Source organism: Allostreptomyces psammosilenae (assembly GCF_013407765.1).
In the GTDB taxonomy this organism is placed as follows: domain Bacteria; phylum Actinomycetota; class Actinomycetes; order Streptomycetales; family Streptomycetaceae; genus Allostreptomyces; species Allostreptomyces psammosilenae.
In genome coordinates, this window is the sequence record NZ_JACBZD010000001.1 from 4,634,877 (window position 1) to 4,661,225 (window position 26,349).

Annotated in this window: 25 protein-coding genes; 10 read left to right on the top strand and 15 right to left on the bottom strand. The window is 74.2% G+C overall.

What is annotated here, in order from left to right; translation table 11 throughout:
- Positions 1–87: 87 nt before the first annotated feature.
- The 4 genes from FHU37_RS19160 to FHU37_RS19175 all read right to left on the bottom strand — a co-directional run bounded on the left by FHU37_RS19160 (position 88) and on the right by FHU37_RS19175 (position 4,232).
- The gene (locus FHU37_RS19160) at positions 88–1,764 is read right to left on the bottom strand and encodes a CotH kinase family protein (RefSeq protein ID WP_179815366.1); all 1,677 of its coding nucleotides are present in this window, start codon (positions 1,762–1,764) and stop codon (positions 88–90) included.
- 5 nt (positions 1,765–1,769) lie between these two features.
- On the bottom strand, positions 1,770–2,447 hold the full coding sequence (locus FHU37_RS19165) for a DUF4956 domain-containing protein (RefSeq protein ID WP_179815367.1): 678 nt from the start codon (positions 2,445–2,447) through the stop codon (positions 1,770–1,772).
- A gap of 8 nt (positions 2,448–2,455) precedes the next feature.
- Positions 2,456–3,481, bottom strand: coding sequence for a polyphosphate polymerase domain-containing protein (locus tag FHU37_RS19170; protein ID WP_179815368.1), 1,026 nt, complete (start codon positions 3,479–3,481; stop codon positions 2,456–2,458).
- A 67-nt stretch (positions 3,482–3,548) separates the two neighbouring features.
- Entirely contained in the window at positions 3,549–4,232 is a 684-nt protein-coding gene (locus FHU37_RS19175; protein ID WP_246451072.1) for a GntR family transcriptional regulator, read from the bottom strand.
- 659 nt (positions 4,233–4,891) lie between these two features.
- Here FHU37_RS19175 and FHU37_RS19180 point away from each other — a divergent pair.
- From FHU37_RS19180 to FHU37_RS19195, 4 genes are all read left to right on the top strand, one after another.
- Positions 4,892–5,887: a hypothetical protein gene (locus FHU37_RS19180; protein ID WP_179815370.1), complete on the top strand. Its 996-nt coding sequence runs from the start codon at positions 4,892–4,894 to the stop codon at positions 5,885–5,887.
- Positions 5,888–6,140: 253 nt separating this feature from the next.
- Positions 6,141–6,650, top strand: a complete 510-nt coding sequence (locus FHU37_RS19185; protein ID WP_179815371.1) for a hypothetical protein — start codon at positions 6,141–6,143, stop codon at positions 6,648–6,650.
- Positions 6,643–7,944, top strand: coding sequence for an MAB_1171c family putative transporter (locus FHU37_RS19190; RefSeq protein WP_179815372.1), 1,302 nt, complete (start codon positions 6,643–6,645; stop codon positions 7,942–7,944). Before FHU37_RS19185 ends, FHU37_RS19190 begins: the two co-directional genes overlap by 8 nt.
- A complete protein-coding gene (locus FHU37_RS19195; protein ID WP_179815373.1) occupies positions 7,941–8,867 on the top strand; it encodes an oxygenase MpaB family protein in 927 nt (308 codons plus the stop codon). The genes FHU37_RS19190 and FHU37_RS19195 overlap by 4 nt, the downstream gene beginning before the upstream one ends.
- On the opposite strand, the gene FHU37_RS19200 is transcribed toward FHU37_RS19195, so the two are convergent.
- The 3 genes from FHU37_RS19200 to FHU37_RS19210 form a co-directional block, all read right to left on the bottom strand.
- Entirely contained in the window at positions 8,848–9,261 is a 414-nt protein-coding gene (locus FHU37_RS19200) for a VOC family protein (RefSeq protein ID WP_179815374.1), read from the bottom strand. The genes FHU37_RS19195 and FHU37_RS19200 overlap by 20 nt on opposite strands.
- Positions 9,262–9,271: 10 nt before the next feature.
- Entirely contained in the window at positions 9,272–9,691 is a 420-nt protein-coding gene (locus FHU37_RS19205; protein ID WP_179815375.1) for a helix-turn-helix transcriptional regulator, read from the bottom strand.
- Positions 9,692–9,767: 76 nt separating this feature from the next.
- Positions 9,768–10,418, bottom strand: a complete 651-nt coding sequence (locus FHU37_RS19210; protein ID WP_312892672.1) for a LysE family transporter — start codon at positions 10,416–10,418, stop codon at positions 9,768–9,770.
- Between the two features lie 255 nt (positions 10,419–10,673).
- On the opposite strand from FHU37_RS19210, the gene FHU37_RS19215 reads away from it, so the two are divergent.
- Positions 10,674–13,184 carry a DEAD/DEAH box helicase gene (locus tag FHU37_RS19215; RefSeq protein WP_179815377.1) on the top strand — a complete coding sequence of 837 codons (2,511 nt, stop codon included), beginning with the start codon at positions 10,674–10,676 and terminating at the stop codon, positions 13,182–13,184.
- Between the two features lie 73 nt (positions 13,185–13,257).
- A complete protein-coding gene (locus FHU37_RS19220; RefSeq protein WP_179815378.1) occupies positions 13,258–13,752 on the top strand; it encodes a glutathione peroxidase in 495 nt (164 codons plus the stop codon).
- Positions 13,753–13,817: 65 nt separating this feature from the next.
- On the opposite strand, the gene FHU37_RS19225 is transcribed toward FHU37_RS19220, so the two are convergent.
- Positions 13,818–14,693 (bottom strand): DNA adenine methylase, encoded by an 876-nt coding sequence (locus FHU37_RS19225; RefSeq protein ID WP_179815379.1) that lies wholly within the window; start codon positions 14,691–14,693, stop codon positions 13,818–13,820.
- 67 nt (positions 14,694–14,760) lie between these two features.
- A complete protein-coding gene (locus tag FHU37_RS19230) occupies positions 14,761–15,621 on the bottom strand; it encodes an SCO6745 family protein (protein ID WP_446680301.1) in 861 nt (286 codons plus the stop codon).
- A gap of 142 nt (positions 15,622–15,763) precedes the next feature.
- Between FHU37_RS19230 and FHU37_RS19235 the strand changes: the two genes are divergently transcribed.
- Entirely contained in the window at positions 15,764–16,690 is a 927-nt protein-coding gene (locus FHU37_RS19235; RefSeq protein ID WP_179815380.1) for a LysR family transcriptional regulator, read from the top strand.
- A 105-nt stretch (positions 16,691–16,795) separates the two neighbouring features.
- Complete coding sequence (locus FHU37_RS19240; protein WP_179815381.1) at positions 16,796–18,007, top strand: small ribosomal subunit Rsm22 family protein; 1,212 nt, start codon at positions 16,796–16,798, stop codon at positions 18,005–18,007.
- A 19-nt stretch (positions 18,008–18,026) separates the two neighbouring features.
- On the opposite strand, the gene FHU37_RS19245 is transcribed toward FHU37_RS19240, so the two are convergent.
- The 5 genes from FHU37_RS19245 to FHU37_RS19265 all read right to left on the bottom strand — a co-directional run bounded on the left by FHU37_RS19245 (position 18,027) and on the right by FHU37_RS19265 (position 22,747).
- On the bottom strand, positions 18,027–18,395 hold the full coding sequence (locus tag FHU37_RS19245) for a hypothetical protein (protein WP_179815382.1): 369 nt from the start codon (positions 18,393–18,395) through the stop codon (positions 18,027–18,029).
- Positions 18,396–18,819: 424 nt separating this feature from the next.
- Positions 18,820–19,482, bottom strand: a complete 663-nt coding sequence (locus FHU37_RS19250) for a nucleoside/nucleotide kinase family protein (RefSeq protein ID WP_179815383.1) — start codon at positions 19,480–19,482, stop codon at positions 18,820–18,822.
- Between the two features lie 218 nt (positions 19,483–19,700).
- On the bottom strand, positions 19,701–20,120 hold the full coding sequence (locus tag FHU37_RS19255; protein ID WP_179815384.1) for a CBS domain-containing protein: 420 nt from the start codon (positions 20,118–20,120) through the stop codon (positions 19,701–19,703).
- Between the two features lie 177 nt (positions 20,121–20,297).
- Entirely contained in the window at positions 20,298–20,969 is a 672-nt protein-coding gene (locus FHU37_RS19260; protein WP_179815385.1) for a hypothetical protein, read from the bottom strand.
- Positions 20,966–22,747 (bottom strand): PHP domain-containing protein, encoded by a 1,782-nt coding sequence (locus FHU37_RS19265; RefSeq protein ID WP_179815386.1) that lies wholly within the window; start codon positions 22,745–22,747, stop codon positions 20,966–20,968. The genes FHU37_RS19260 and FHU37_RS19265 overlap by 4 nt, the downstream gene beginning before the upstream one ends.
- A gap of 267 nt (positions 22,748–23,014) precedes the next feature.
- On the opposite strand from FHU37_RS19265, the gene FHU37_RS19270 reads away from it, so the two are divergent.
- Positions 23,015–24,238: an NAD(P)-binding domain-containing protein gene (locus tag FHU37_RS19270; protein WP_179815387.1), complete on the top strand. Its 1,224-nt coding sequence runs from the start codon at positions 23,015–23,017 to the stop codon at positions 24,236–24,238.
- A 188-nt stretch (positions 24,239–24,426) separates the two neighbouring features.
- Here FHU37_RS19270 and FHU37_RS19275 read toward each other — a convergent pair whose 3' ends face one another.
- Positions 24,427–24,813 carry a PadR family transcriptional regulator gene (locus FHU37_RS19275; protein ID WP_179815388.1) on the bottom strand — a complete coding sequence of 129 codons (387 nt, stop codon included), beginning with the start codon at positions 24,811–24,813 and terminating at the stop codon, positions 24,427–24,429.
- Between the two features lie 286 nt (positions 24,814–25,099).
- Between FHU37_RS19275 and FHU37_RS19280 the strand changes: the two genes are divergently transcribed.
- The gene (locus FHU37_RS19280) at positions 25,100–26,329 is read left to right on the top strand and encodes an MFS transporter (protein WP_179815389.1); all 1,230 of its coding nucleotides are present in this window, start codon (positions 25,100–25,102) and stop codon (positions 26,327–26,329) included.
- The last annotated feature ends 20 nt before the right edge of the window (positions 26,330–26,349 follow it).

Below are 26,349 nucleotides of genomic sequence, written 5' to 3' on the forward strand. Positions count from 1 at the left end.
TGGGCTCCCGCGGTGGCCACCGAGCACGGGCCGGGCCGGACGCCCGTTCGGGGGCGTCCGGCCCGGCGGCCCGGCTGAGGGGGAGGATCAGCCGGTGATCACGGGGTCCGCCGCCAGGCCCTCCGTGCGGGTGTCGATCACCTCCTGGAGCGTGGCCGCCGCGGCCTCGATCGCGGTGGCGTCCGCGCCGGCCGCCTGGGCCGCCGTGGCGATCTCCTGGAGCAGTTCGGTGGCGGTGCCGTCGGCGTACAGCTCCTGGTAGAGCTCCTGGTAGGCGGCGTCGTAGACCTCCAGCAGGGCGGAGGAGGCCAGGAAGCGCTCCTTGAGCAGGTTGCCGCTGTCGACGCCGCCCGGGGCGGCGCCCTCGGTGCCCCCGGGCGCCTGGCCGTCCGCCGGTGGTTCGAAGCCCTCCGGTGGTTCGAAGCCCTCGGGCGGCTGGCCGCCCCCGGTGGCCTGGCCGGTCTCCGTGCCGCCCGGCTGGCCGACGGCCTGCTCGCCCTGCTGCGTCTGCTCCGTCTGCTCGGTCTGTTCGGTCTGCTGCCCGGCGGGGCCTCCGCCCGGTCCGCCGGCCCCGATGCCGCCCTCCTCGTGCGGGCCCAGGGAGGCGTCGCCGTTGAAGGTGAGGTTGAGGTCCCAGGAGAGGATCGAGAAGAGCCGGGTGTCCAGGTCGTACCAGAGGTAGTAGTTCTTCCCCGGCCCCGACATGTCGTCCGAGTTCAGCAGCAGGTTCTGCAGCGCCAGGTAGTCGGCGAAGGACTCGACGTCCACGTGTTCGTCGAGGTCCCGCGCGAACTCCTCGTCGGTGGCCTCCTCGACCCACCGGATCAGGTCGATCACCGGCTGGAGGTCCTGGCTGCCCTCCTTGTTGATCTGCTTGAAGGAGCCCTCGTACTCCGTCGGGTCCTCGCCCAGGTACTCGAACGAACTGGTGCTGTCCGCCTTGTACAGCACGCCGTTCCCGAGTTCCTCGGCGTACTCCTCGTCCGGGTGCTCCAGGATCAGCCGGGTGGTGGTGGGCCGGTCGTTGACCGTGAAGGAGGTGAAGGACCACCGCTGGGTGGCGGCTCCGCTCTCGGCGGTCAGCGACAGGGCCAGCGCCTCGTTCAGCGGCAGTTCGCCGTCGGCGCCCGGGCGGACGGCGATCTCGTCGTGGCCCTGGTAGGTCCGGTTCTCCACGAACTCGCCGAAGCTGATCAGCCAGGGGAGTTCCTCGGGGGCGTCGTCGGTCAGCGTCGTGCCCATCGGCCCGCCGTCGCCCTGCGGGCCCGCGCCCTCCTCGGTCGCGCCCTCCTCGGCCGTGCCCTCCTCGGTGCTGCTGCCGCTGGTCAGCCCGCGCAGCGTGGAGTTGCCCTTCAGCCGGATGCCGACGTCGCTGAGGTAGGTGCCGTCGATGGTGATGTCCGCCTCGACGTACTCCTTGTTCCCCTCCTCGTAGTACTCCTGGAGGGCGCGCTGGTAGTCCTCCTCCGCGAAGGTGATCTCGATCGTGTGGGTGGTCGTGGTGTCGTAGAGCTCCACCGTTCCGGGCACGTCGTCCTTGGACGTCGCGGCGAGCGGGCTGGTGGCGCTGGTGACGTACGGCCGGACCCGGACGTCCCCGACGACCGAGACCAGCACGGCGACGAGCGCCGCGAAGGCGACCAGCGGAATCCAATGCTGCCGCAGCCGCACCGGGAGGAGGTGGCGCGCCCGGCGCCGCGGGCCGCGTGGGCGGCGGCGCGGCCGGCCCCGGGCGCCGCCCGGGGGCGTGGTGGTGCCGTCCATGGGCGTCACAGGTCCGTCTGGTCGTAGCCGGTGAGCACGGTGACCCGCTGGCCGAAGGTCCTCTCCCGCATGTCGGCCACGAGCCGGCCCGGCTCGCTGCCCTTCTTCAGCCGCACCGTGTAGAGCAGTTCGGTGAGGGCGCCGCCGCGCACGGACTCGGTGCTGACCAGTTCGAACTCCGAGGTGTGCTTCACCAGGACGTCGCCGATCGCCATGGTGTGGTCCTCGCCGGCGGGCACCTGCACCTTGACCACCTGGCGCTGCACGTTGAGGGCGAACCAGTTGAACCGGCTCATGATGAGGATGATCAGGCAGATGGCCACCGTGGCGACCGCCGCCAGGGTGTAGAAGCGGGCGCCGCAGGCCATGCCGATGCCCATCACCAGGAAGACGAAGCCGACGTCCCGGGTCTCCTTCACCGCGTTGCGGAAGCGCACCACGGACAGGGCGCCCACCAGGGAGAAGGCCCGCGCGATGTTGGAGCCGATCACCAGCAGGATCAGCGCCACGATCATTCCGACGATCACGAGCGTCTGCACGTAGGACTGGCTGTAGGAGACGTTGCGGTGGGTGGCGCGGTAGACCCAGCCGATGACGGAGCTGAGCACGAAGGACAGCGCCATGGCGATGACGATGTCGGTCACGCTGAAGGTGCCGCTGAGGTCCTGGAGATCGAGGTTCATGTCGGGGGTCAGGCCTTCACTCGGTCGGGGTGGCTGGGGATGCCGCGGTGGCGGCCCGTGCGGCCGCCGGCGTCGCTGCGGATGGTGAGGTCCTCGGCCACGTCCTCCTCGCGGACGTGGAAGGCGGACCGGGGGGCCTTGCCGTGCACCTCGATGCTCTGGCAGTACTTGGAGACCCGGACGACCTGGAGGTTCATGCTGGCCGTGATGTCGGTCAGCCAGTAGGGAACGCGCTCGTTCGCCTTCACCTCCATGATCGTCATGTGCGGAGGGATCAGGAACCGGTTGGTGGACTCGGCGCCGAGGTGGAAGTCGCGGTCCCGGCCGCGTACCCGCCGGTCGAAGGTGACCCGCAGCCCGAGGTCGGCGTCCCGGCCGACCAGGGCCTCGCGCTGGTAGCCGGTCATCGCGGTCGGCTGGAGGTTCAGCCGGCAGATCAGTTCCACAACCTCCTCGACGAACGCGCGCTGCGCCGGGGAGTGCTCGACGAGCGCGCGCCCGTCGCACAGCTCCCGGGCGGTGAGGTAGGGCAGCTGGACGCGGCGCTTCTGGGTGACCCGGTTGACCCGCTGCTTGATCTCGACGAAGACCGGTGTGTCGTCGGTGATCGCGGTGCGGTCGCCGTAGTGGCGCACCCGCAGCTTGCGGCGGAAGCGCAGCCCCTCGATCTTCTCCCAGTAGAACCGCAGGTCCGGGGTGTCGTAGTAGAGGCTCCACACCCCGTAGCCGCCGACCGGGCTGTGCGCGTCGCGGTCGAGGCGCTCGGCGAGCCGGTCGCGGATCCGGGTGGCGGTGGTGGTGTCGACCAGGTACTTGATCTCGTAGCGGTTGAAGGCGTGCAGCTTGCCGGCGGTCCGGGTGGCGCGCCCACCGTCGGCGGGTCCGGCGGTGCTCGGCCCGGTGCCCGGCCCGGTGCCCGCGGGCACGGCGGTCGGCGGTGGGACGGTCGGGGCGCCGCCGGTCGGGGCGGTGGTTGCTGGCTCGGGGGGTGGCGGCGCGGGCGCGGCGCGCCGCCGACGGAGTGGGAACAGCATGGGGGTCCTTCCTCACGGCACTGGTGTTCGTGCCGCGAGTAGGGAACACGCCCCGACTGATCGCCGACTAACAGTCAGATGTGAACGGCATGAGAAAGGCCGTGGAACCCCCGGTGAACGCGGGGTTGACGGCGGGTTGGCGCGGGGTGTGCGCCAGCACGTGCTCCCGCAGCAGGCGCGGGGCCGCGGCGTCCCGGCGCCGGAACGCCTCGACGATCGCGGCGCGGCCCGCGGCGTCCTCGTGCGGCTCGGTGCCGAACCACCGCCAGGCCAGGGTGGCCCATATCCCGACGCCGAGCGCCTCCCAGGCGTGCGACAGCACCTGGTTGCCGGAGGCGGCGACGATCGCGCGGTGGAAGGCGACGCCGTGCCGGATCCGGCCGGGCACGTCGCCGGCCTCGGCCGCCCGGTCCATGGCGTCGGCCAGCTCCCGCAGCGACTCGGCCCGGGCGCCGGCCAGCCGGGGCAGCGCCAGCTCGGCGGCGACCTCCTCCAGGCCGGCCCGGACGGGGTAGGACTCGGCCAGTTCCCCGAGGGAGACGGCGCGCACCCGGGCCCCCTTGTTGGGGACGGTCTCCACCAGGCGCAGCGCCTCCAGTTCCCGCAGCGCCTCCCGCACCGGGGCCTGGCTCACCCGCAGTTCGGCGGCGAGGTGCCGCTCCACGATGCGCTGGCCCGGTGCCCAGGCGCCGGAGAGCAGGCGGTCGAGCAGCAGGCGCCGGATCTGCTCGCGCAGCGGTACGCGGTTCAGGGTGGCGGCGGTGGGCGGGGTGGTGGCGGGGGCGGTGGCAGCAGGGGGGTGGGCGGGGGCGGTGACGGTGGCGAGCGGCACGGGGCTGGCTCCTGGTCGGGTGGTGTCACGGGCCGGGCGGGGCGGCGCGCCTGTGCTGGCGGCCGGGTGCGCGCCCATGCGGGAAGCCCCGTTCCGGTGAATTCCGCCCGCCGTTCCCCTGCCCCCGGGTAGGCCGCCGCGGGGTGGGGAAGGAGGTCCGGAAGTGGCCGGGCCGATGGGTGCCGGGCGCTGGACGATGACACTACCCACCCATGCGGCCCAATCTCATTCACATGAGCAAATGGACGGGATGTCGGTGTGTCGGACGACCTTCCCGGCCGTCAGGTGGTACATCGTTTCTGCGGCGAGCTGGACTGCGGAAAGAGCCGCCAGAAAGTCCCGTGCCGGTAGTGGACCGCCCTGAGGCGGTCCACTACCGGCCCCCCGCTAGACGTTAACACTAGTTCATGAGCGGGGGTGCGGCTAGACCGTTTCCGGCTGTACACCCGGGCGGGGCAGGACAAGTGACGACGCGTCGAACGTGGTGAGCGTGTCCGTCCGGTAGCTCGCCGTGGCATCGCCCCGAGTGGGGTGCGTACAGTTGACCGTTGGTACGGGTGGCGAGGGAAGGGGTGGCCATGGGGGACGGGGCACACGACGAACAGGTGGACGAGCGGGCGGGCACCGACCTCGCCGCCAAGCTCGACCAGCTGTTCCAGGAGGCCGCCCGGGCCAACGGCAAGCCACCGTCGCACGCCGAGGTCGCCCGGGCGATCAACGCCCGGTCCGGCGGGCGCACGATATCCGGCGTCTACATCTGGCAGCTGCGCACGGGCAAGAAGGACAACCCCACCAAGCGGCACCTCGAAGCCCTCGCCGACTACTTCCGGGTGCCACCCGGGTACTTCTTCGACGACGCCGGCGCACCGCCGTCGCCGGTGGCCGCGCCCTCCGCCGGCGCCCACCACCGGCCCTCCGCCGCCTCCCCCGCCCCCTTCCGGGTGCCGGGGGCGGCCGAGTGGACGGCGGGCGCGCCCACCGCCGGGCCGGCCGGCCAGGCCCTGCTCGACCCGGGCACGGTCGCGACCCGGCTGCGCTTCCTCTTCGACCACGTCCACCCGCAGAGCGGCCCGTACACCGACGAGGACGTGGCGGAAGCCGTCAACGGCAACCCCGCCAAGTACGGCGGGGTCCGGCTGGCCCCCGCGACCGTCGCCGCCCTGCGCGAGGGCCGCCTCCCCGACCCGGCGCCGGACGGCGACGCCCCGGACGCGCCGACGGATTCGGCGCTGCCCGCAACCCTCGCCGCCGTCGCCTCGTTCTTCGGCGTGGGGGCCGACTACCTGCTCGGTGACGACCCCGACGCCGTCGCACGCACCGAAGAGGAGGTCCGCTTCCTGGCCACCCTCCGCGACCAGCGGGTCCGGCAGGTCGCCCTGCGCGCCGCCGGCCTACCGCCGGAGATCCTGGACACCCTCGGCACGATGATCGGCCAGTTCCGCGCCCAGCTGAACCTGCCCGAGACGGCCACGGCCGCCACCCCGGCCACCGCGGCGGCCACCGTCGGCGGGGCCGAGCCCGGCCAGCCGCACGGTGCCGGCACGGGGGAGTCGCATGGCAACGCCATACGGTGAACCGCCGAGGCCGGCCGCCGGCCCGGGCGCCAGGGCCGGCGCCGCCCCGCCGAGGGTCGGCTACTTCCGGCCCGCCCACGCCGAGGCCCGCGGCCCGGCCACCGCCGGGCCCGGCGCGAACGACGCGTCGACCCGGCGGTACGGAACGGGGCAGCCGGCCGGCGGCGACCGGGCAGGACGGCGATCCAGGAGACGGGGGGAAGAGAATCGGGACGCGTGGCCGGCCCCGAGGCACGGCGAGGACGGAGGTCCGATGAGCGTTCGACAGGTGCGGCGGCGGTGCGAGGCCATGCTCGGCGCCCTGCGGCTGCGGCCCACATCGGACATCCAGAGCCTGTGCGCGCAGATCGCCGAGCAACGCGGCCGCCCCCTGCGACTGGTGCCCATGGCCTTCCCCGTCGGCTGCCCGAGCGGGCTGCTGTGCTCCGACGACGAGGGCGACTGGATCTTCCACGAGATGCGCACCTCCGCCCTGCACCAGGCCCAGATCATCGGCCACGAACTCGGCCACCTGCTCTGGGGCCACGTCGAGGGCGAGACCTTCGACCCGGACGCCTCCCGCACCCTGCTGCCCACCCTCGACCCCGAGGTGGTCGCCCGCGTGCTCGCCCGCCACCACTACTCGCAGACCGCCGAACTGGAGGCGGAGACGGCCGGCACGCTGCTGCTGCGCCGCCTCATCGAACGCCCCGGGCCGGCCGCCGGCACCGCCGCGGAACGGCTCGCGCCGGCGCTGGAGCACACGTGGGGCGGGCGTGTCTGACCCGGTCGCCTTCAACGCCGTCTACCTGACCTGCGGCCTCGGCGCCTACCTGCTGCTCGCCTTCAAGGTGCGGGCCGTCTGGCGCGCCCCGTCGCCGTCGCTGTACACCCTCACCTCCTGCCTGGCCTTCCCCGCCACCGCCTTCGTGGTCGCCGCCCCCGCCGTCTACACCACCGTGGACCGCCTCACCGGCGTGCCCAACCTGGCGACGCTGCTGGTCTACTGCCTGATCACCGGCTTCTCCGCCTCCGGAACGGTGCAGACCCTGCTGTGGACCCGCCCCGACCCCGACCGCGCCTGGGACCTGTCACGGCGCTCGGTGCGCTGGGTGCTGCTGCTGGCCGTGATCGTGGTCGCGATGATGATCACGCTCTTCCTCACCGCCGACCTGTCCCGGGTGGACAGCGCCGAGCACCCGCTCGACTTCGACACCACCTACGCCGAGATCCCCTCCGTCACCGTCTTCCTCCTCCTCTACCAGGCGTTCTTCGCGCTCTCCCTGCTCAGCATCGGCGTGGTCTGCTTCCGCTACGCGCGCACCCTGCGCCAGCCGTGGTTCAAGCGCGGGGTGTGCGCGGTGGCGGTCGGCAGCTGGATCGCCCTCGGCTACGGCGCCTGCAAGGTGGCGGCCATCCTGGCCTGCGCCAACGGGGCACACGGCCCCACCTGGGAGCTGCTCAGCACCTCGGTCGCCCCGGTCTTCGCCGCCGCCGGCGCCGCGCTGATCACCATCGGCATGGGCACCCCCTCGGCGGCCGCCTGGGCCACCCACGCCCGCGAGTTCCGCGCCCTGCAACCGCTGTGGACCGCCGTGCGGTCCGCCGCGCCCTCGGTGGTCCTGGACTCCGGGGCGGTCACCACCGGCCACGGCCTGCGCGCCCTGCTCGCCGTGCGCGACCTGGAGTGGCGGCTCGCCCGGCGCGTCGTGGAGATCCGCGACGGACAGCTGCAACTGCGCGGCTGGTACGACGTCGACACCATCGAGGCAGCCCGCCGCGGGGCGCTGGCGGCCCACGCCACCCCGGCCGAGGTGGACGCCGTCGTGGAGGCCGCCGCGCTGGCCTCCGCCGTCCGGGCCCGGCGGGCCGGCCTGCCGCTGCACCCGCACGAGGTCGCCGAGGTGGGACTCGCCGAGGCCGGCGCCGACCTGCGCCAGGAACTCGAACACCTGGTCCGGGTCGCGCGTGCCTGGAACGGCCCGGTCGTCGCCGCCGCCCTCGCCGAGACGGCCGCCGCCGTCGAGGGGCCCGCGCGGGCCCACGCGGGGTCGGTGCCGGCCGGAGACGAGGCGTGACCACCGGCACCGAACCCGCCACGCGACCCGGTTCGCGGGCCGGCTCGGCCCCGGACGGCTGCCTGGCCTGCGCACCCGTCGCGGACCACGCCCCCCGCCCGCCCAGCCACCACGCGGTCTTCCGCGCCCTCGCGCTGGACACCTGCCCGGCGGACCTGGAGATCGGCTTCGCGCTCGCCTTCCAGCGCACCTACGGCCTGCCCGCCGTCGCCACCGCGCTGCACGCCACCGGCAAGGCCGTCTCGCGCCCGCGCGAGCGGGCCAAGGACACCGGGCGCGTGATGTACGCCGTCATCCGGCACGGCCTCGCCCCGGGCAGCCCCGGACACGCCGCCGTGCGCCGACTCGACGCGCTGCACGCGCCGCACTGGCTCGGGGCCGACGCCGCCCGCTACGTGATCGCCGCCCTCATCGTGGTGCCGCTGCGCTGGCTGGACCGCCACGGCCGCCGCCCGGCCTGCCACCACGAACGGGCCGCCGCCCACCGGCTGTTCACCGAGATGGGCGAGCTGATGGGGGTGCGCGGCCTGCCCACCAGCTGGGAGTCCACCGCCGCCTGGGCCGACGCCTTCGAGGCCGACCACTTCCGCTACACCCCCGAGGCGGGGCGCCTGATGGCGGCCACCCGCACCTACCTCGCCCACCGGCTCCCCACCGCGCTGCGCCCCCTGGCCCCGCTCGCCGGCGCCGCCTGGGCGGCCCTGCTGGACGACCGCCTGCGCCTGGCCACCGGCGTGAGCCGCCCACCGGCCCCGGTGCGCGCCGCCGTGGCCGCCGCCCTCCATCTCCGCTCGCGCGGGCGGCGGCGCCGGGCGGTGACGGGCGCGGCGGACGGGGCGGACGGGGCGGACGGGGCGGTGACGGGCGCGGGCCGCGCCCCGGAGCGGCGGGCCGGCTCGCCGGCTACCCGCGCGGCTGGGTGAAGCGCAGCATGTTGCCGCTGGGGTCGCGGAAGGCGCAGTCCCGGACGCCGTACGGCTGGTCGATCGGCTCCTGCAGCACCTCGCCCCCCGCGGCCCGGATGCGCTCGAACGTGGCGTCCACGTCGTCGGTGTGGAAGATGACGCCGCGCAGCAGCCCCTTGGCCAGCAGTTCCGCCAGGGCCTGCCGGTCGGCGGGCGAGGCGTTCGGGTCGGCGAGGGGCGGTTCGAGCACGACGTCCACGTCGGGCTGTGACGGCGAGCCCATGGTCACCCAGCGCATCCCCTCGAACCCGACGTCGTTGCGCACCTCCAGGCCGAGGACGTCCCGGTAGAAGGGGACCGCCTGGTCGTGGTCGTCGACGGCGATGAAGCACTGTGAAAGCTTGATGTCCATGCGCTTCACGCTAGGCGCGGGGCGCGGGTTTCGCTTCTCCGTTCCTGACCGGTCGCGTGTAGATCTTGGCGACGCAGGGCGGGATGGCGGCGCCGTCGTCGTGGCGGCGGGCCCGGTACGCGCTCGGGCTCTCGCCGACCAGCTCGGTGAACCGCGAACTGAACGACCCCAGCGAGGTGCAGCCGACCGCCATGCAGACCTCGGTCACGGTCAGGTCGCCCCGCCGCAGCAGCGCCTTGGCCCGCTCGATCCGCCGCGTCATGAGGTAGCTGTACGGCGTCTCCCCGAAGGCGGCGCGGAAGCTGCGGGAGAAGTGCCCCGGCGACATCAGGGCGACGCGCGCCAGCGCCGGCACGTCCAGCGGCTTCGCGTAGTCGCGGTCCATCAGGTCACGGGCCCGGCGGAGCCGGACGAGGTCTTCCAGGTTCACCCGACCACCATCGCACAGCGCCCCGACGCCGCCGGCCTGGGGCGGTCGCCGGGCCGGCGCCGCCCGCTCCACGGGGTCACCCGGCCAGCAGGAGCCGGCCGGCCAGCAGGGCGACCACCCCCGCGGAGACCAGGGCGGTGACCAGCCGGCCCCGCCGGCCGGTGAGCAGCCGGCCGACCAGGTTGCCGCCGGCCGCGACCAGCAGTTGCCAGCTCGCCGAGGCGGCGAAGGCGGCCAGGGCGAAGAGCAGCTCGGTGGGGCCCGGGCCGGTCCCGGCGCCCGCGCCGGACTCCGCCTGCCTGCCCAGCACCAGCGCGCCGAAGTAGACGATGGTCGCCGGGTTGAGCACGGTCAGCCCCAGGAACAGCCAGAAGGCCCGCGGGGCGGTCGCCGCCCCACCGTCCGGCCCGGGGGCGGCGGCGGTCGCCGGGGCGTGGTGCCGCCGCAGGGCGGTGGCCACCGTCTGCACCGCCAGCGCCAGGAGCAGCAGCCCGGCCAGCAGGCGCATGGCCGGCGCCACCGGTTCGATCAGCCGCGCCGCCGCCGCGCCGCCCAGGACGGCGGCCAGCGCGTAGAGGCCGTCCGCCGTGGCGACGCCCATGGCCGCCGCGGCGGCCACCCGGAACGGGCGGCGCGCGCCGTAGTCCACCAGCAGGGCGGCGATCGCGCCGACCGGCACGGCGATGCCGTAGCCCGCCAGCAGGCCCGCGACCAGGACGCCGGTCACGACGGCGGGGCGTCGTCGTACCGCCTCACCGGCCTGCCGCCGCGCTGTCGCCGTGTGGCCCCCGGCACCGCGAGGGTGGGTGTGGTCCGCGTGCGGGTGGTCGTCGTCATGGGAGCAGATGCTGCTCGGCGCCGACCCGGCGACGCAACGGAATTCCGCCCGCATGCCCGCCGGGCGCCCGCCGCCGGCCGGCCGCCGGGCCCGCGCCGGGTTCCGAATTCCCTCGGCGGGCCGTGACCGGGCACTATGGGATCCGTGACTCTCATCGAACAGCTGCCCTCCGGCGCCGACCCCGATGCCCTGCTCGACGCCTTCACCGGATGGGCCGCCGACCGAGGGATCACCCTCTACCCAGCGCAGGAAGAGGCCCTGATCGAGATCCTGTCCGGATCCAACGTCATCCTCTCCACCCCCACCGGCTCCGGGAAGAGCCTGGTCGCGGCGGGCGCCCACTTCGCCGCGCTGGCCGACGGGCGCCGCACCTTCTACACCGCGCCGATCAAGGCCCTGGTCTCGGAGAAGTTCTTCGACCTGTGCGCCACCTTCGGCACGGACAACGTCGGCATGATGACCGGCGACGCCAGCGTCAACCCCACCGCCCCGATCATCTGCTGCACCGCCGAGGTGCTCGCCAGCATCGCGTTGCGCGACGGGGAGCGCGCCGACGTCGGCCAGGTGGTCATGGACGAGTTCCACTTCTACGCCGAACCCGACCGCGGCTGGGCCTGGCAGGTGCCGCTGCTGGAACTGCCCCGCGCCCAGTTCCTGCTGATGTCCGCCACCCTCGGCGACGTCAGCCGCTTCGAGACGGACCTGACCCGGCGCACCGGGCGCCCCACCGCCGTGGTGCGCTCCGCGACCCGCCCCGTGCCGCTCTTCTACGACTACCGCTCCACCGCCATCCACGAGACGCTGGAGGAGCTGCTCACCACCCAGCAGGCGCCGGTGTACGTGGTGCACTTCACCCAGGCCGCGGCCGTCGAGCGCGCCCAGTCGCTGATGAGCATCAACATGTGCAGCCGGGCGGAGAAGGACGCCATCGCCGAGCTGATCGGGAACTTCCGCTTCACCACCCGCTTCGGCCGCAACCTCTCCCGGTACGTCCGGCACGGCATCGGCGTGCACCACGCCGGCATGCTGCCCAAGTACCGGCGGCTGGTGGAGCGCCTGGCGCAGGCGGGCCTGCTCAAGGTCATCTGCGGCACGGACACCCTGGGCGTGGGCGTGAACGTGCCGATCCGCACCGTGCTGTTCACCGCGCTGACCAAGTACGACGGCGTGCGGGTGCGCCAGCTGCGGGCCCGGGAGTTCCACCAGATCGCCGGCCGGGCCGGCCGCGCCGGCTTCGACACCACCGGCTACGTCGTCGCCCAGGCGCCCGAGCACGACATCGAGAACGCCAAGGCGCTGGCCAAGGCCGGCGACGACCCGAAGAAGCGCCGCAAGGTGGTCCGCAAGAAGGCGCCCGAGGGCTTCGTGGGCTGGAACCAGAACACCTTCGAGAAGCTCATCGCCTCCGAGCCGGAGCCGCTGACCTCGCGGTTCAAGGTCTCCCACGCCATGCTGCTGAGCGTCATCGGCCGGCCAGGAAACGCCTTCGAGGCGATGCGCCGGCTGCTCACCGACAACCACGAGGACCGCCGCTCCCAGCTGCGGCAGATCCGCCAGGCCATCGCCATCTACCGCTCCCTGCTGGACGGCGGCATCGTGGAGAAGCTGGACCAGCCGGACGAGGAGGGCCGCATCGTCCGGCTCACCGTCGACCTCCAGGCCGACTTCGCCCTCAACCAGCCGCTGTCCACCTTCGCGCTGGCCGCCCTGGAACTCCTCGACCGGCAGTCCCCGGACTACCCGCTGGACGTCCTCAGCGTCATCGAGGCCACCCTGGACGACCCGCGGCAGATCCTCGCGGCGCAGACCAACAAGGCCAAGGCCGAGGCGGTCGCCCAGATGAAGGCGGACGGCCTGGAGTACGAGGAGCGGATGGCGCGCCTGGAGGAGGTCAGCCACCCCAAGCCGCTGGAGGAGCTCCTCACCCACGCCTACGAGGTCTACCGGCGCGGCCACCCCTGGGTGGGGGACCACCCGCTGCGGCCGAAGTCCGTCGCCCGCGACCTGTACGAGCAGGCGATGACCTTCTCCGACTTCGTCGGCCACTACGAGCTGGCCCGCGCCGAGGGCCTGGTGCTGCGCTACCTCGCCGACGCCTACCGCACCCTCGGCCGGACCGTGCCCGAGGACGCCAAGACGGACGACCTGCGCGACCTGATCGAGTGGCTGGGCGAACTGGTGCGGCAGGTGGACTCCAGCCTGCTGGACGAGTGGGAGCAGCTGCAGAACCCGACCGAGGAGGGCGCCGAGCCCGCCGACATCGAGGAGAAGCCGGCGCCGGTCACCGCCAACCGCCGCGCCTTCCGGGTGCTGGTGCGCAACGCCATGTTCCGCCGGGTCGAGCTCGCGGCCCTCGGCCGGTACGCGACGCTCGGCGAGATGGACGCCGAGAGCGGCTGGAACGCGGACCGCTGGGCGGACGCGATGGCGGAGTACTACGCCGAGCACGACGAGCTGCGCACCGGCCCGGACGCGCGCGGCCCGAAGCTGCTGATGGTCGACGAGGAGGAGCAGCCGGGGGTGTGGAAGGTCCGCCAGGTCTTCGACGACCCGGCCGGCGACCGCGACTGGGGCATCAGCGCGGAGATCGACCTGGCGGCCTGCGACGAGGCGGGCCGGGCGGTGGTGCACGTCACGTCGGTGGACCGGTGGTGACGGCGGGACACTGGTCACGGCACGACACTGGTCACGGCACCATCGGCCCACGAGGCATCACGGAGGAGTAGGCATGAGCCTGTACGACATCCCGCTGCGCACCCTGGAGGGCGAGCCGGCGTCGCTCGGCGACTACAAGGGCCGGGCGCTGCTGATCGTCAACGTCGCCTCCAAGTGCGGGCTGACGCCCCAGTACGAGGGGCTGGAGCGCCTCCAGCAGCGGTACGGCGACCGCGGTCTGACGGTCCTCGGCTTCCCGTGCAACCAGTTCCTGGGGCAGGAGCCCGGCACGGCGGAGGAGATCCGCACCTTCTGCTCGACGACCTACGGCGTCTCCTTCCCGCTCTTCGAGAAGGTCGAGGTCAACGGGGAGAACCGGCACCCGCTCTACGCGGAGCTGGTGCGGCTCGCCGACGAGGACGGCGAGGCCGGCGACGTGCAGTGGAACTTCGAGAAGTACCTGGTTTCGGCGGAGGGCGAGCCGGTGGCCCGCTTCCGGCCGCGCACCGAGCCGGAGGCCCCCGAGCTGCTGGCCGCGATCGAGGACCAGCTGCCCGCCACCGCCTGACGGGAGGGCTGCCCCGCCACCGCCCGCCACCGCCCGCCTCCTCCTGACGGGCGGGGCGCGGCGGGTCAGGTGGCTGGGGTCTCGTAGTTGGTGAAGACGAGGTCCCAGCTGCCGCGGCCGGCCGCGCGGAGGTTGATGTCCCGTCGGGTCGCCATCCGGGTGACCCGGAAGTCGGCGAAGATCTCCCGGCTCAGGGGGGTGTCGCTGTTGGAGAGGGTGACGTACACGCCGCGCCCGGCCGCCTCCCGCATGGCGGCGGCCAGCCGCCGGTGGTCGGCCTCGCCGAACTGCTCTGCGGTGTACCGCTGGAAGTCGGCGAAGCCGCCGAGGGGGACGTAGGGCGGGTCGAGGTAGACCCAGTCGCCCGCCTCCGCCTGCCGCAGGGCCTCGGTGAAGTCCCGGCAGTGGATCTCCGCGCCGCGCAGCGCGGCGGAGGCGGCGAGCAGGGTCCGCCGGTTGTAGTAGGGCCGGTCGTAGGCGCCGTAGGGGACGTTGAAGACCCCCCGCCGGTTGACCCGCCATAACCCGCGGAAACCGGTCTTGTTCAGGTAGATGACGCGGGCGGCCCGTTCCGCGTCGGACAGCGCCTCGACGCGCTGGGCGCGCACCGAGTCGTAGAACTCCCGGTCGTTCGGCATGGCGTCGAGCAGCGCCATGACCTTCTCCGGATCCTCGGCGACCTGCCGGAAGCAGACCACCAGCTCGGGGTTGGCGTCCGAGAGCACGGCGCGCGCCGGGCGCAGCTCGAAGAAGAGGGCCGCGCTGCCCATGAACGGCTCCAGGTACCGGCCACGGTAGGGCGGGGCGAGGGCGGCGAGCCGGTCGGCGTACCGGGTCTTGCCCCCCGCCCACTTGAGGAACGACCGCCCCTCGCCCGGTCCCCCGCTCGGCCCCTCGCTCGGCCCCTCACCGTCGGTCGCCCGAGGTCTACGCGTGGTCACGAGCGGTAATCTACCGGGCCGGTGGCCGGTCGTGCCGGGGATCCGGACGGGCTCCCTCCCGGGCGGCCTACAGATCCGCGGGCGGCGTGCCCGCCGGTTCCACGCGGAAGGGGTACGTCCCGGCCGCGGTGAACGCGTCGTGGATCGGCGTGATGAGCGAGGTGAGGCGGCGGACGCCTCCGTCGCCGATCGGCGTCCACAGCGCGGCGCAGTGCTCGTCGGTCTCGACCTCGATCTGCTCGCGCGCCGCGACGCCGGCGGCGGTCGGGGTGCCGTCGGCGTTGAGCCAGCCGCGTGCGACGAGGCGTGCCGTCGCCGCGGCCACCTCCTCGTCGTTCCACAGCCGGGTGGCACGGGCGATCGCCTCCGGGAAGTGACCGGTCGCGGTCTGCAGGACGTTGCAGTCGCACGGCCCGATGCCGTTGGCGGCGAGCACGGTGAAGTGCGCGTCGCCGCGCCACTCGCGCAGCACCGTGATCTGCTGCCACAGCGCGACGAGCGGATCGGACGGGAGGGGGACCGAGGCGTTGGCGGCGGCCATCGTCTTCCCGGCGTAGTCGGCACTCGCGACGACCGGGTCGATCAGCGATCGCGCCTCCGCGATCTGGTCGGCGGTGAGGTGCACGTCGACGCGCCGCATCGCACGGCCGACGGCCGCGAAGCGAGCGGCCTGCCACTGCTCCGGCGTCGCGGTGTCCCACACGCCTGCCATGGCCCGCACCGACCGCGGGCTGAAGTTGTAGAAGGCCGCGAGCGTGACCTGCCAGGGGACCGCGCCCATCGGGGCCGACCGGAAGGCGAAGTACGCCGGTCCGTACTCGGTCACGCCGAGCTCGGCGGCCTCTTCCCGTGCCTCGGGGATGAAGTAGACGAACAGGTGGGTCGCGCTGATGGTGCGGCTGACGTCGCGAACGGCCTTCAGGTCCATGGTGGCGGGACCGAACGTGCCGGCGAGGTGCATCCCAGGTTGTCTCACGACCACCACGATGCGGTCGCGCCGGCGGCGCGGTCCAATGATTTTTCCGGTACGTGTAATACGAAACGCGCATGACGCCAGCTAGGGTGGGGCGATGTCCGAGCCGTTCCCCACGCCCGTGGATCTCGACCTGCGGCTGGTGCAGTGCTTCACGGTGGTCGCCGAGCACCGGCACTTCGGCCGTGCCGCCGAGGCGCTGCAGACCACCCAGCCGTCCCTGAGCCGGCAGATCCGCCGCCTCGAACAGCAGGTGGGCGTCCGCCTGCTGGACCGCACCACGCGCGGCACCCGGCTCAGCGAGGCCGGCGAGATCTTCCTGCCGCAGGCCAGAGAACTGCTGCGCGCCGCGGTCGAGGCGATGGCCCGCACCCGGGCCGCGGCCCGGCCCAGCAGCGTCACCATCGGCTACACCAGGGGGCTGATCATCACTCCGGCCGTGCGCGCCCTGCGCGACCGCAATCCCGGTGCCGAGGTCCACACCCGCCTGCTCGCCTGGAACGACTCGCGCGCCGCGTTGCTGGAGCACCGCGTCGACGCCGTGGTGACGCGCCTGCCGTTCCCCACCGACCAGCTGTGCGTCACCGTCCTCTACGACGAGCCGCGCGTGCTGGTCGTGCCGCGCGACCACCGTCTGGCCGGCAGGGAGTCCGTCACCCTGGAGGACATCGCCGACGAGCCGATCCCCCACGTACGCCAGTCCGACCCGCTGCTGAACGCCTACTGGCGGCTCGATCCCCGGCCCGACGGGCGGCCCGCGCCCGCCGGCCCCCTGGTCGAAGCCCTCGAGGACAAGCACGAACTCATCGCCGCCGGGCAGGCCGTGGCCATCGGGCCGCCCCTCGACCACGCGACCGGCCTGCATCCCGGCCTCACCACCGTCCCCCTGCACGGGGTCGAACCCAGTCAGGTCGTGCTCGCCACCCGCACCGGAGACCGCAGCCGCCTGGTCACCGCTTTCCGCAAGCATGCCGAAGCCCTGCTCACCGGAGCCCACCGGGCCGCACCGACGCCCACCACGTGATCCACGTGCCCGCACCGGCCACCCTGGCGGCGGCGACGCCGGACCACATCCGGACCGCGGGGGCGGCCGGCGTCCGCTGCCCGGGGGATCGTGGATACTACCGGGGTGAATCCGCCGAGTGACCTGCGTGCCGCCTTCGAGGACGTGCTCTCCGACGTGCCCACCGGCCGGCTCGCCCAGGAGGTCGAGCGGCTGATCGCCAACTACCGCGGGGACACCCCCACCGACCAGCCGATACTGCGCGGCGGGCTCGACGTGGTCGCCTACGCCGCCTACCGCATGCCGGCCACCTACGCGGCGGTGCGGTTCGCCCTCGGCCAGCTCCAGCGGTCGGCCGCCGACTGGGCCCCCGCCACCCACGTCGACGTGGGCGGCGGCACCGGGGCGGCCTCCTGGGCGGTGGCGGACGCCTGGCCGGGGCTGCACCGGCAGACGGTGCTGGACTGGTCCGAGCCCGCCCTGGAACTCGGCCGCCGGCTCGCACGCTCGGCGGACCGGCCGGCGCTGCGCGGGGCGAGCTGGCAGCGGCGGGTGATAGGCCCCGGGCTGAGCCTGCCCGACGCCGACCTGGTGACCGTCTCCTACGTGCTCGGCGAGCTCACCGCGGCCGGCCGGGAGGCGGTGGTCGCCGAGGCGGCGGCGCGGGGGCGGGTCGTGCTGGTCGTCGAGCCCGGCACCCCGGCGGGCTACGAACGCGTCCGCGAGGCCCGCGACCGCTTGCTGGCGGCCGGACTGACCGTGCTGGCGCCGTGTCCGCACGACGGCGCGTGCCCGATCGTCGCGGGGCGCGACTGGTGCCACTTCGCGGTGCGGGTGAACCGTTCCGCCGTCCACCGGCAGCTCAAGGGCGCCTCGCTGTCCTACGAGGACGAGAAGTTCTCCTACGTGGCGGCGTGCCGCACGCCCGTGCCGGCGCGTGCCGCCGCCGACGCCGCCCCGGCCGCCGACGCCTCCACCGCCCCGGCCGCCGGCCCGGCGGGGCGGGTGCTGCGGCATCCCACGATCCGCAAGGGCATGGTCGGCCTGCGGCTGTGCACGGCCGAGGAGGGCATCCGGCCGGTGAACGTCACCAAGCGGCACGGGCAGCTGTACCGGGAGGCCCGCGACCTGGCCTGGGGCGAGTGCTGGCCACCGGTCGGCGGCGTGCCGGTCGAGGGCGTGCCGGTCGAGGGCGTGCCGGAGGACGCGGCCGGGCGTGCCGGGGACACCGGCACGCTCGGCCGTCTCGGGGAGACCCGGCCTGTCGGGGAGACCGGCCGCGTCGGCGGGGGCGGCGCGACGCCCACCGTGCCCGGCCAGCGCGGCCCGGCCGACTGAGCGCGCGTCCGCACCGGGCTCACCGCGAGCCGCCGCCCGGCTCCTCGGCCTCGGTGTCGTCCGGGCGCGGCTCGCTCCCCAGGGTGGTGTCCGCCAGCTCCTCCTCCGGCACGGGGGCGCCGGCGGGGCTGCCCACCCCGGTGCCGCCGGGCTGGCCGCCTCCGGTGGTGCCGTAGCTGCCGGAGGTGCCGGGCGGCATGTCGGCGTCGGCCGCCTCGCGGCTGATGTGGCGCACGGCGCGGATGCCCGCGTGGCGTTCCTCCTCCGGGTAGTCGAAGGGGCGACTGCGCTCGCGGTCCTCCTCCGGGAACTCGAAGGGCTGGCTCTCCGCGCGCTCCTCCTCGTACTCCGGACCCTCGCTCGACTTGTCCTCTTCGCGGTGGTTCATGCCCCGCCCCTACCTCGCGCCCCGTCCGCCATGCCGACCGCCGAGCCCTTCCGCTCCTGCGACGCCCCGTCCGTGTGACGAGGCCGTGGCGTGCCGCCGGTCGTGGGCAGTGGGCCCGTGCTGCGCCAGGGACATGCCAGGATTCTCCGCGCAGGGCCGCTCTCGCCCCGGGGGGACCCCCTGTTTCAGGATCCCATGAGGTGATGACGCCGCGCAGCCCCCCAATCGCAGCCTGTGGATAACTTCGGGCTCGTCTCTTCCCTGGCGGGTGAGGGCATGCGGCTGCCCGGTTGCCGCCGGGTTTGCGAGGCCCGGGTGAGCAAGTGAGCGGGCGAGCCGGTGAGCGGTGAGAGGCTTGGGGGCGAGGGGCCGCGAATGGCTCTGAGGGGCAAGGGCCAGGGACGAGCGGGGCGTGGGCCGGGCGTCAGTTGTCGAAGTCGTCGATCAGGGCCGGGCGGTCCGGGTGGTCCATCCGCACCGCGATGTCGGCGAGGCGGGCCGGGCCGGTCTCCTCCTCGTAGCGGGCGTAGGCGGGCAGGGTCCACCGCTCCGCGTCGGCGGTGCGCCGCTGCAGCGCGGCGGGGGAGAGCCACAGGTGGACGGCGAAGTCCAGTTCCAGGCCGCGGCCGAGCAGCAGCGGCCCGTCCAGCAGCAGGACGCCGCCCGGTGGTACGGTCACGTACTCCGCGCGGGTGGCCCGGTCCGTCACCGGGTCCCACAGGGTGGGCAGCACCCGGCCGGAGCCGCCGGCGCGGAGCGGTGCCAGCACCTCACGGGTCAGCCCGGGGTAGTCGAACCAGGCGTCGTGGAACTCGTCCGGGTCTTCCCGGCCGAACTCCAGCCGCAGCGAGGCCTGCCGCAGGAAGTCGCCGGCCGACACCCGGAGCACCGCGTGTCCGCGCAGCCGCAGCGGTTCCACCAGCGCCGCGGCCAGGTCGGAGGGGCGGGCCGCCGGGGCGCCGTCGACGGCCACCCGCAGCCGGGTGGGGGCCGGGCGGGCGGCCTCGGCGGCGTCCTTCGCGGCGTCCGCGATCCGGTCGGCGATCTCGCTGGTCAGGACGTCGGGGGTGACGGGGCGGGCACGCACGGGGGGCCTCCTCGCTACGCCGGGACGGTGGAGGGGGAGGCGGCGGTGCGCCCCGGTGCCACCGGGGCCGGCCGCAGGCGGGGGCGGCGTTCGGGCGGGCGTCGCGTCACGGACCCGAGGGTAGTCAGTCCTCGCGACGCCCCGTCAGCCGGCCCGGCCCCGGTGAGCGGCCGGCCGATCGGCCGACCGTGGGGGGCGGGGCGGGACGGGGGCGGCGCTCACACGTTGGGGACCGCGTTGCTGATCTCGGCCAGCAGGGAGCCGGGCTCCTTGGCCATGGCGAGGTCACCGATGGTGATCACGCCCACCACGGCGTTGTCGTCCACGACCGGCAGCCGGCGCACCGCCCGGTCCCGCATCTGGGCCACGGCCTGTTCCAGCGGGTCGTCCGGCGCGACCGAGACCACGTCGGTGCTGCACACCCGCGACACCGGGACCTCGTGCACGTCCAGATCGGGGGCGATGCCCCGAACCACCAGGTCGCGGTCGGTGAGGATGCCGACCAGGCGCCTCCCCTCCACGACGGGCACCTCCCCGATGTCGGCCTCCCGCATCAGCCGGGCGGCCTCCAGCAGCGTCGTCCGCGGGGACACGGTGGCGGGGTCGGCGGTCATCACATCGCGCACCAGGTTCGGCATGGCACGGTCTCCTCGCCCGATCGGCGGCGTTGGGTCGACGCCGATGGCTACCCGGAGCGACCCGGGCCATGCGTGGGCCGTCTCCGGGCAGCCGCGACGGGGCCGCGCCCGCGCCCGCGCTCCGGGGAGCGGCGGGCGGGGCCGGCCCCGCCTCGGGTCAGCCGGCCCCGCCTCGGTTCAGTGGTCGCCGCCGCAGCAGGGGGTGGGGTTGCGGACCTCCCAGGGCATCAGCCGTGTCGGGTCGGCGTGGCCGACCTGGAGGACCAGCTTCCCGCCGGAGTACTGCGGGCGCAGGAAGCCGCCCGCCACCACCACGGCGTCCTGCGCGTACCGGCCGTGGGTGCTGCGCACCACGTCGATCCCGGTCTCGGCGAGCAGGCGGGTCACCGTGACCTCGTCCGGCAGCGCGTCCTGGCCGGGGAAGACCACGGCCCGGCCGCCCGACCCGGTCGCGTGGGCGGTCGCCGCCTCGGTGGCGGCCGGCAGCAGCCGGGGCGCGCCGTGCCGCCACAGGGGCGGGAGTCCCGCGCCGGCCGCAGCGGTAACGTCGGCCGCCGCCGTGCCGGCCGACGCGTCGAGCAGGACCACGGCGATCTCCGCCGGCTCGGCCAGCGACTCGACCAGCTCCGCCCCGGGGAACCCGTCGGCGGCCTCCACCAGCACCGACACCGCCTCGTGCCGCCACGGCTCGCCCACCAGGTGGGTGCAGCCGGTCAGCCGGGCAGCCCCGCCGGTGGCGGGGTGCTCGGCGACCCGGCGCAGCAGCTCGTGCAGCAGGTGTTCGGCGTCGGCGCGCTTGGCGTGCAGCGCGGAGGCCCCGAGCACGTGGCGTCGTGGTGCTCCGGTCATCGGCGGGTGACGTCCACGAAGATCGGGTTCGCGTAGAACCACAGGTCCTTCCACGGGTCCGCGTTGCCGCGCACGTCGGCGGCCGGCCCGTTCGGGTCCACCTTGGCGCCCATCAGCCCCGGCATCGAGCGGTTGCCGTCGGTGCCGCGCAGCCGCAGGTAGAAGGAGTCCTCGGCGCGGAAGGTGGTGCGCAGCACGATGCGGCCGGTGCGTCCGCTGACGTCCACGGACTTCACCACCGAGGCGCGCGGCGCGGTGAAGGTGTCGCGGTCGGCGACGGGGCCGGTGACGGCGCCCTGGATGACGTCCACCCGGGCGAGCTTCGGCAGGTCGCCGTTGAGGTTCGGCCGGGAGGCCGTGTCGATGGTGATGACCAGCTCCACCTGCCGGCCGCGGCGCACGCTGAGGGTGCCGCCGAGCGGGACGCCGAGGACGTCCTTGCCCTTCTCCCGCACCCGCACGTCGAGGCCGTCGATGAGGTGCCCGTGGTCGACCCAGACCCGGCCGGCGCGCAGCGCGGCCATCAGCTCCAGGTAGCCGAAGCCGGTGACGCCCACGTTGGTGCGGCTGTAGTAGCCGGGGAAGAAGTCGTTCTCGCCGAGCCGCGGGGTGCCGCTGTCGACCGGGTCCGGGTACTGGCCGAGCGAGTTGAAGGTCTGGCCGGGCTCGAAGGCGCCGCGCACCAGCGTGTCGGCGTAGACCTGGTGGGAGTCGGAGTTGGCGGAGATCCACCAGGGCTTGCCCTCGGCCAGCAGCGAGTCCCACAGGCCGCCGACGGTGGAGGTCATCCAGTCGAAGCCGCCGTAGGTGATGTACGACTCCAGCGGGTAGCCGGGGAAGGAGGCGGCGGAGGGGGAGCTGTCGTAGAGGCCGCGGCCGCTGTCCTCGTGGCCCGGGATGGGCAGGGCGGCGGCCTGGTGGCCGGGGGCGCCCTCCATGCCGACGGCGATCTCCGGGGCGGCGTCGCGCCAGGCGCGGATCTCGTGCGGGGAGTCGATGCCCTTGCGCGCCGGGTGGTTGGCGAGCATCAGCGCGTCGCGCACGGAGGTGCCGCGCTCCTTGGCCAGGAACTGCAGGCCGGCGATGGCCAGGGCCTCGTTGCGGGCGGTGTTGGGGCCGCCGGGGGTGCCGTCGCTGGCGTTGTTGACGCTGCCGTCGTAGCCGAGCTCGAACGCCTTGAGGGTGGCCACCTCGTTGTCGCCGGGGGCGACGAAGACGGTGCCGTGCTCGGCGGCCGGGATGTTCCACTCCAGGCCCTGGAAGAGCAGCATGCGCGGGTTGGCGGTGCGCGCCTCGCGGATCTCCGGGTTGACCAGTTCGACGCCGAGCTTGGCGTGGGTGGCGCTGCCGTGGTCGGTGATCACCAGCCAGTCCAGGCCGTACTCGGCGGCGCGGCGGGCCTGGTCGGAGACCCGGTAGAGGCCGTCGCTGCTGAACTGGGTGTGCACGTGGTGGTCGCCGGCGAGGAAGATCAGGGGGGTCTCGTCGCCGTCCGACCCGTTGCCGGAGGTGGCCGTGTTCGGCTTGGCGGCGGCGGGGGTGGCGGCCAGGCCGGTGAAGGCCGCGGCGCCCGCGCCGAGCAGGCCGGCGTTGCGCACGAAGCGGCGGCGGGACTGCTGGGCCGGGCTGAGCTCGCGCTCGGGGACGCTGGTGTCGGCCCAGGCCGGGACCTCGACCGGGGGCACGTCGCCGGCGTGGTCGTGGTCGTGGCCCTCGCCGTGCTGGTGCCCGTGCGGGTGGGAGTGCCCGTGGTCGTGCGTGTGGGGATGGCTGTGCACCGTGGTCCTTAGGGGTGTCCGGAGGGGGGGCGGAGACGGCGCCGAGCGTAGGAATGGCTGGATCTGATCCGTCGTCGTGCCGATGGACGCCAGGTGAACCCTCGACGACACTTTCGCCGCAGGCGGGAGGCGTCCTCGCCGAGGGCTCCATGGCCGCCGGGGGCCTGCTGGCGGGAGCGGGCGGGGAGCGGGCGGGGATCAGGGGGCCGCCGGGGGACCAGGGGGCCGGCGGGGAAGCAACCGGGCGCCTGCGGTGTTGTGGCGGGCATGGCCACGTCGATCCCGCAGCAGCTCGCCGGCGCCACCGACACCGCCCGCGCCACCGCCACGGTCGACGCGGACGCGGACGCGGCTGCGGTCGCCGCGCCGTCGCGCGCCGTGGACGTCGTGGTGGTCGGCGCCGGGCAGGCGGGGCTCTCCGCGGCGCACCACCTGGGTCGCCTGGGCGTCGCCGCGCGCGCCGACTCCACCCCGGTCGCCGACCCGGCCCGGGACGCGGGGGCCGCGGGCGTGGGTGGCTTCGTGGTGCTCGACGGCGACGACGGGCCGGGCGGCGCCTGGCGGCACCGCTGGCCGACGCTGCGCCTGGACAAGGCGCACCGCATCCACGACCTGCCGGGCCTGACCCTGGCCGAGGCCGTGCCGGACGCCGACCCCGGCACGCCCGCCGCCGAGGTGATGACCCGCTACTTCGCCGCCTACGAGCGCCGCTTCGCGCTGCCGGTACGCCGGCCGGTGCGGGTCGGGGCCGTCCGGGAGGCGGGGGACGGGCGGCTGCTGGTGGAGACCGACACCGACGGGGTCTGGTCGACGCGGGCCCTGGTGAACGCCACCGGCACCTGGACCAGTCCGTTCATCCCCTTCTATCCGGGGATGTCGGAGTTCCGGGGGCGGCAGTTGCACACCGTGGACTACCGCACTCCCGACGAGTTCGCCGGGCAGCACGTCGTGGTGGTGGGCGGCGGGGCCTCGGCGACACAGCTGCTGGCGGAGATCTCCGAGGTGGCCGGGGGGACCACCTGGGTCACCCGTCGCCCCCCGGTGTTCAACGAGGGGCCGTTCGACGAGCTGGCCGGCCGCGAGGCGGTCGCCAGGGTGGAGCGGGCGGTGCGCGCGGGGCGGCCGCCGGCCAGCGTGGTGAGCGTGACCGGGCTGGTGATGACCCCGGTGCTGCTGGCCGCTCGGGAGCGGGGGGCGCTGCGCCGGCAGCCGATGTTCCAGCGGCTGGTGGCGGACGGGGTGGTCTGGGCGGACGGCCGCCACCAGCGCGCGGACGCGATCCTGTGGGCCACGGGTTTCCGGGCGGCCCTGGACCACCTCGCGCCGCTGGGGCTGCGCGGGCCGGGCGGGGGCATCGCGATGGACGGCACCCGGGTGGCGGCGGACCCGCGCGTCCACCTGGTCGGCTACGGCCCCTCGGCCAGCACCATCGGCGCCAACCGGGCCGGCCGCGAGGCCGCCCGCGCGATCGTGCGGTGGTTGGCCGGCTGACGAGGACGCGAGCGCGCGGCGACGGCCCGTGGCACCCCCGGCGTCCGGGGGCGCCACGGGCCGTCGGCGTCCGCCCCACCGTGGACCGACGGGCCGCGAACGGGCCACGAACGGACCGCGAACGGACGGCCGCGGACGGGCGGCGGCGGACGGGCGGCGGTCGGCGGCCCGCCGCTACCGCGGGGCCGTCACGACGGCGCGTGGGACAGCACCGTGGTGGAGTCCTCGGTGGTCCGCTGCGACGCCAGGGCCTCGGTCCTGCGGTGCGCCTCCACGCATCTGTTGAGGACGTCGCGGGTGGCGCACATGCGTTGCAGGGCGTCGGCCGTCGCCCGCTCGCCGAGCAGGGTGGGCTGGTAGACCTTCCTCGGAGGACCGGAAAGCGACTTCTCCTGCCGGTACTCCACCAGTCCGCGCCGGGTGAGCGAGTTCAGGCACCGGTAGACGGCGCCCGGGTCGTCGGTGAAGTCCATTCCCAGCTTCTTCAGGCGTCGCACCAGGTCGTAGCCGTGGCTGGGCTGCTGCCGGAGTGTCAGTAAGACGCCTGGCTCCAGAAGGTTGAGCGTGTAGTTCACGTCGTCTCCCTGATCGAGGAGTGCAGAACGTTCTCGACTGGGCCCCCGTGAGGAGATGAGCCCCCCGGACACGACGGGCCGCACACCTCACCCGCCACGCCATCCCCGCCCCTTGGGGGGATCCTGCGTGGATCGCTGGGCTGACGCCAGATCAGGTCTCCTTCCGCGCCGTGGCACGGGCGAGAATTCGCCAGCGAGATGGATCTACAAGCCGACAGTCGTTGTGTGCAAATATTGTGCTAGCGTCCTTTCGAGGGTCCATACTTTCTGTGACAGGAGTCCCGACATGCCCTTGGCCCTGTTAGCGCTGGCGGTGAGCGCCTTCGGCATCGGCACCACCGAGTTCGTGATCATGGGGCTGCTCCCCGAGGTCGCGAACGACTTCGGGGTCTCGATCCCCACGGCCGGATACCTGATCTCCGGCTACGCGCTCGGTGTGACCGTCGGCGCCCCGCTGCTGATCGTCCTCGGCGCCCGCGCGCCGCGGAAGACGATGCTGATCCTGCTGATGCTGATCTTCATCGCCGGCAACCTGCTGTGTGCCATCGCTCCCAGCTACGGCCTGCTGATGCTCGGCCGGATCGTGGCGTCCTTCTCGCACGGGGCGTCGTTCGGCATCGGCTCGATCGTCGCCGGGAGCCTCGTCGCCCCCGAACGGCGGGCCAGCGCCATCGCCCTGATGTTCACCGGCCTCACCCTCGCCAACGTGCTCGGCGTCCCGATGGGCACCGCGCTCGGCCAGGCGTTCGGCTGGCGCTCCACCTTCTGGGTGGTCACCGGCCTCGGCGTGATCGCCCTGATCGGACTCATCACGCTGGTGCCCCGTCAGCCCCGGCCCACCCACGGGCTGCGCCAGGAGTTCAGCGCCTTCCGCAGCGGGCAGGTGTGGCTCGCCCTGGGCGTCACCGTGCTCGGCTTCGGCGGCATGTTCGCCTCGTTCTCCTACATCGCGCCGATGATGACGGACGTCGCCGGCTTCTCCGAGGGGGCCGTGAGCTGGCTGCTGGTGCTCTTCGGCGTCGGCGCGGTCATCGGCAACATCGTCGGCGGGCGGATGGCCGACCGCAACCTCATGGGCAGCATGTACCTGATCATGGCCGTGCTGGCGGTGGTGCTGCTCGTGTTCGTCTTCACCGCGCGGTCCCAGATCCCCGCGGTGATCACCATCCTGGTGGTCTCCTCCGTCGGGTTCGCCACCATCCCGCCCTGCCAGAACCGGGTGCTGGACAAGGCCGGGGACGCCCCCGCGCTGGCCTCCGCGGTGAACATCGGCGCGTTCAACTTCGGCAACGCCTTCGGCGCCTGGCTGGGCGGCCTGACCATCGACGCGGGCCTGGGCTACACCTCCCCGAACTGGGTCGGCGCCCTGATGGCCGTCGGCGCCCTGGTCCTGGCGCTGGTCTCCGGGGCGCTCGACCGCAACCGTCCGAGCAGCGGCGGCACCACCATCGCCTCCGGCCCCGGCTCCGGTGACGCGCGGCCGGCCGGCGCCCCGGTCCCCGCCCCGGTCGACTGACCCTTCACAGACCCGACCGA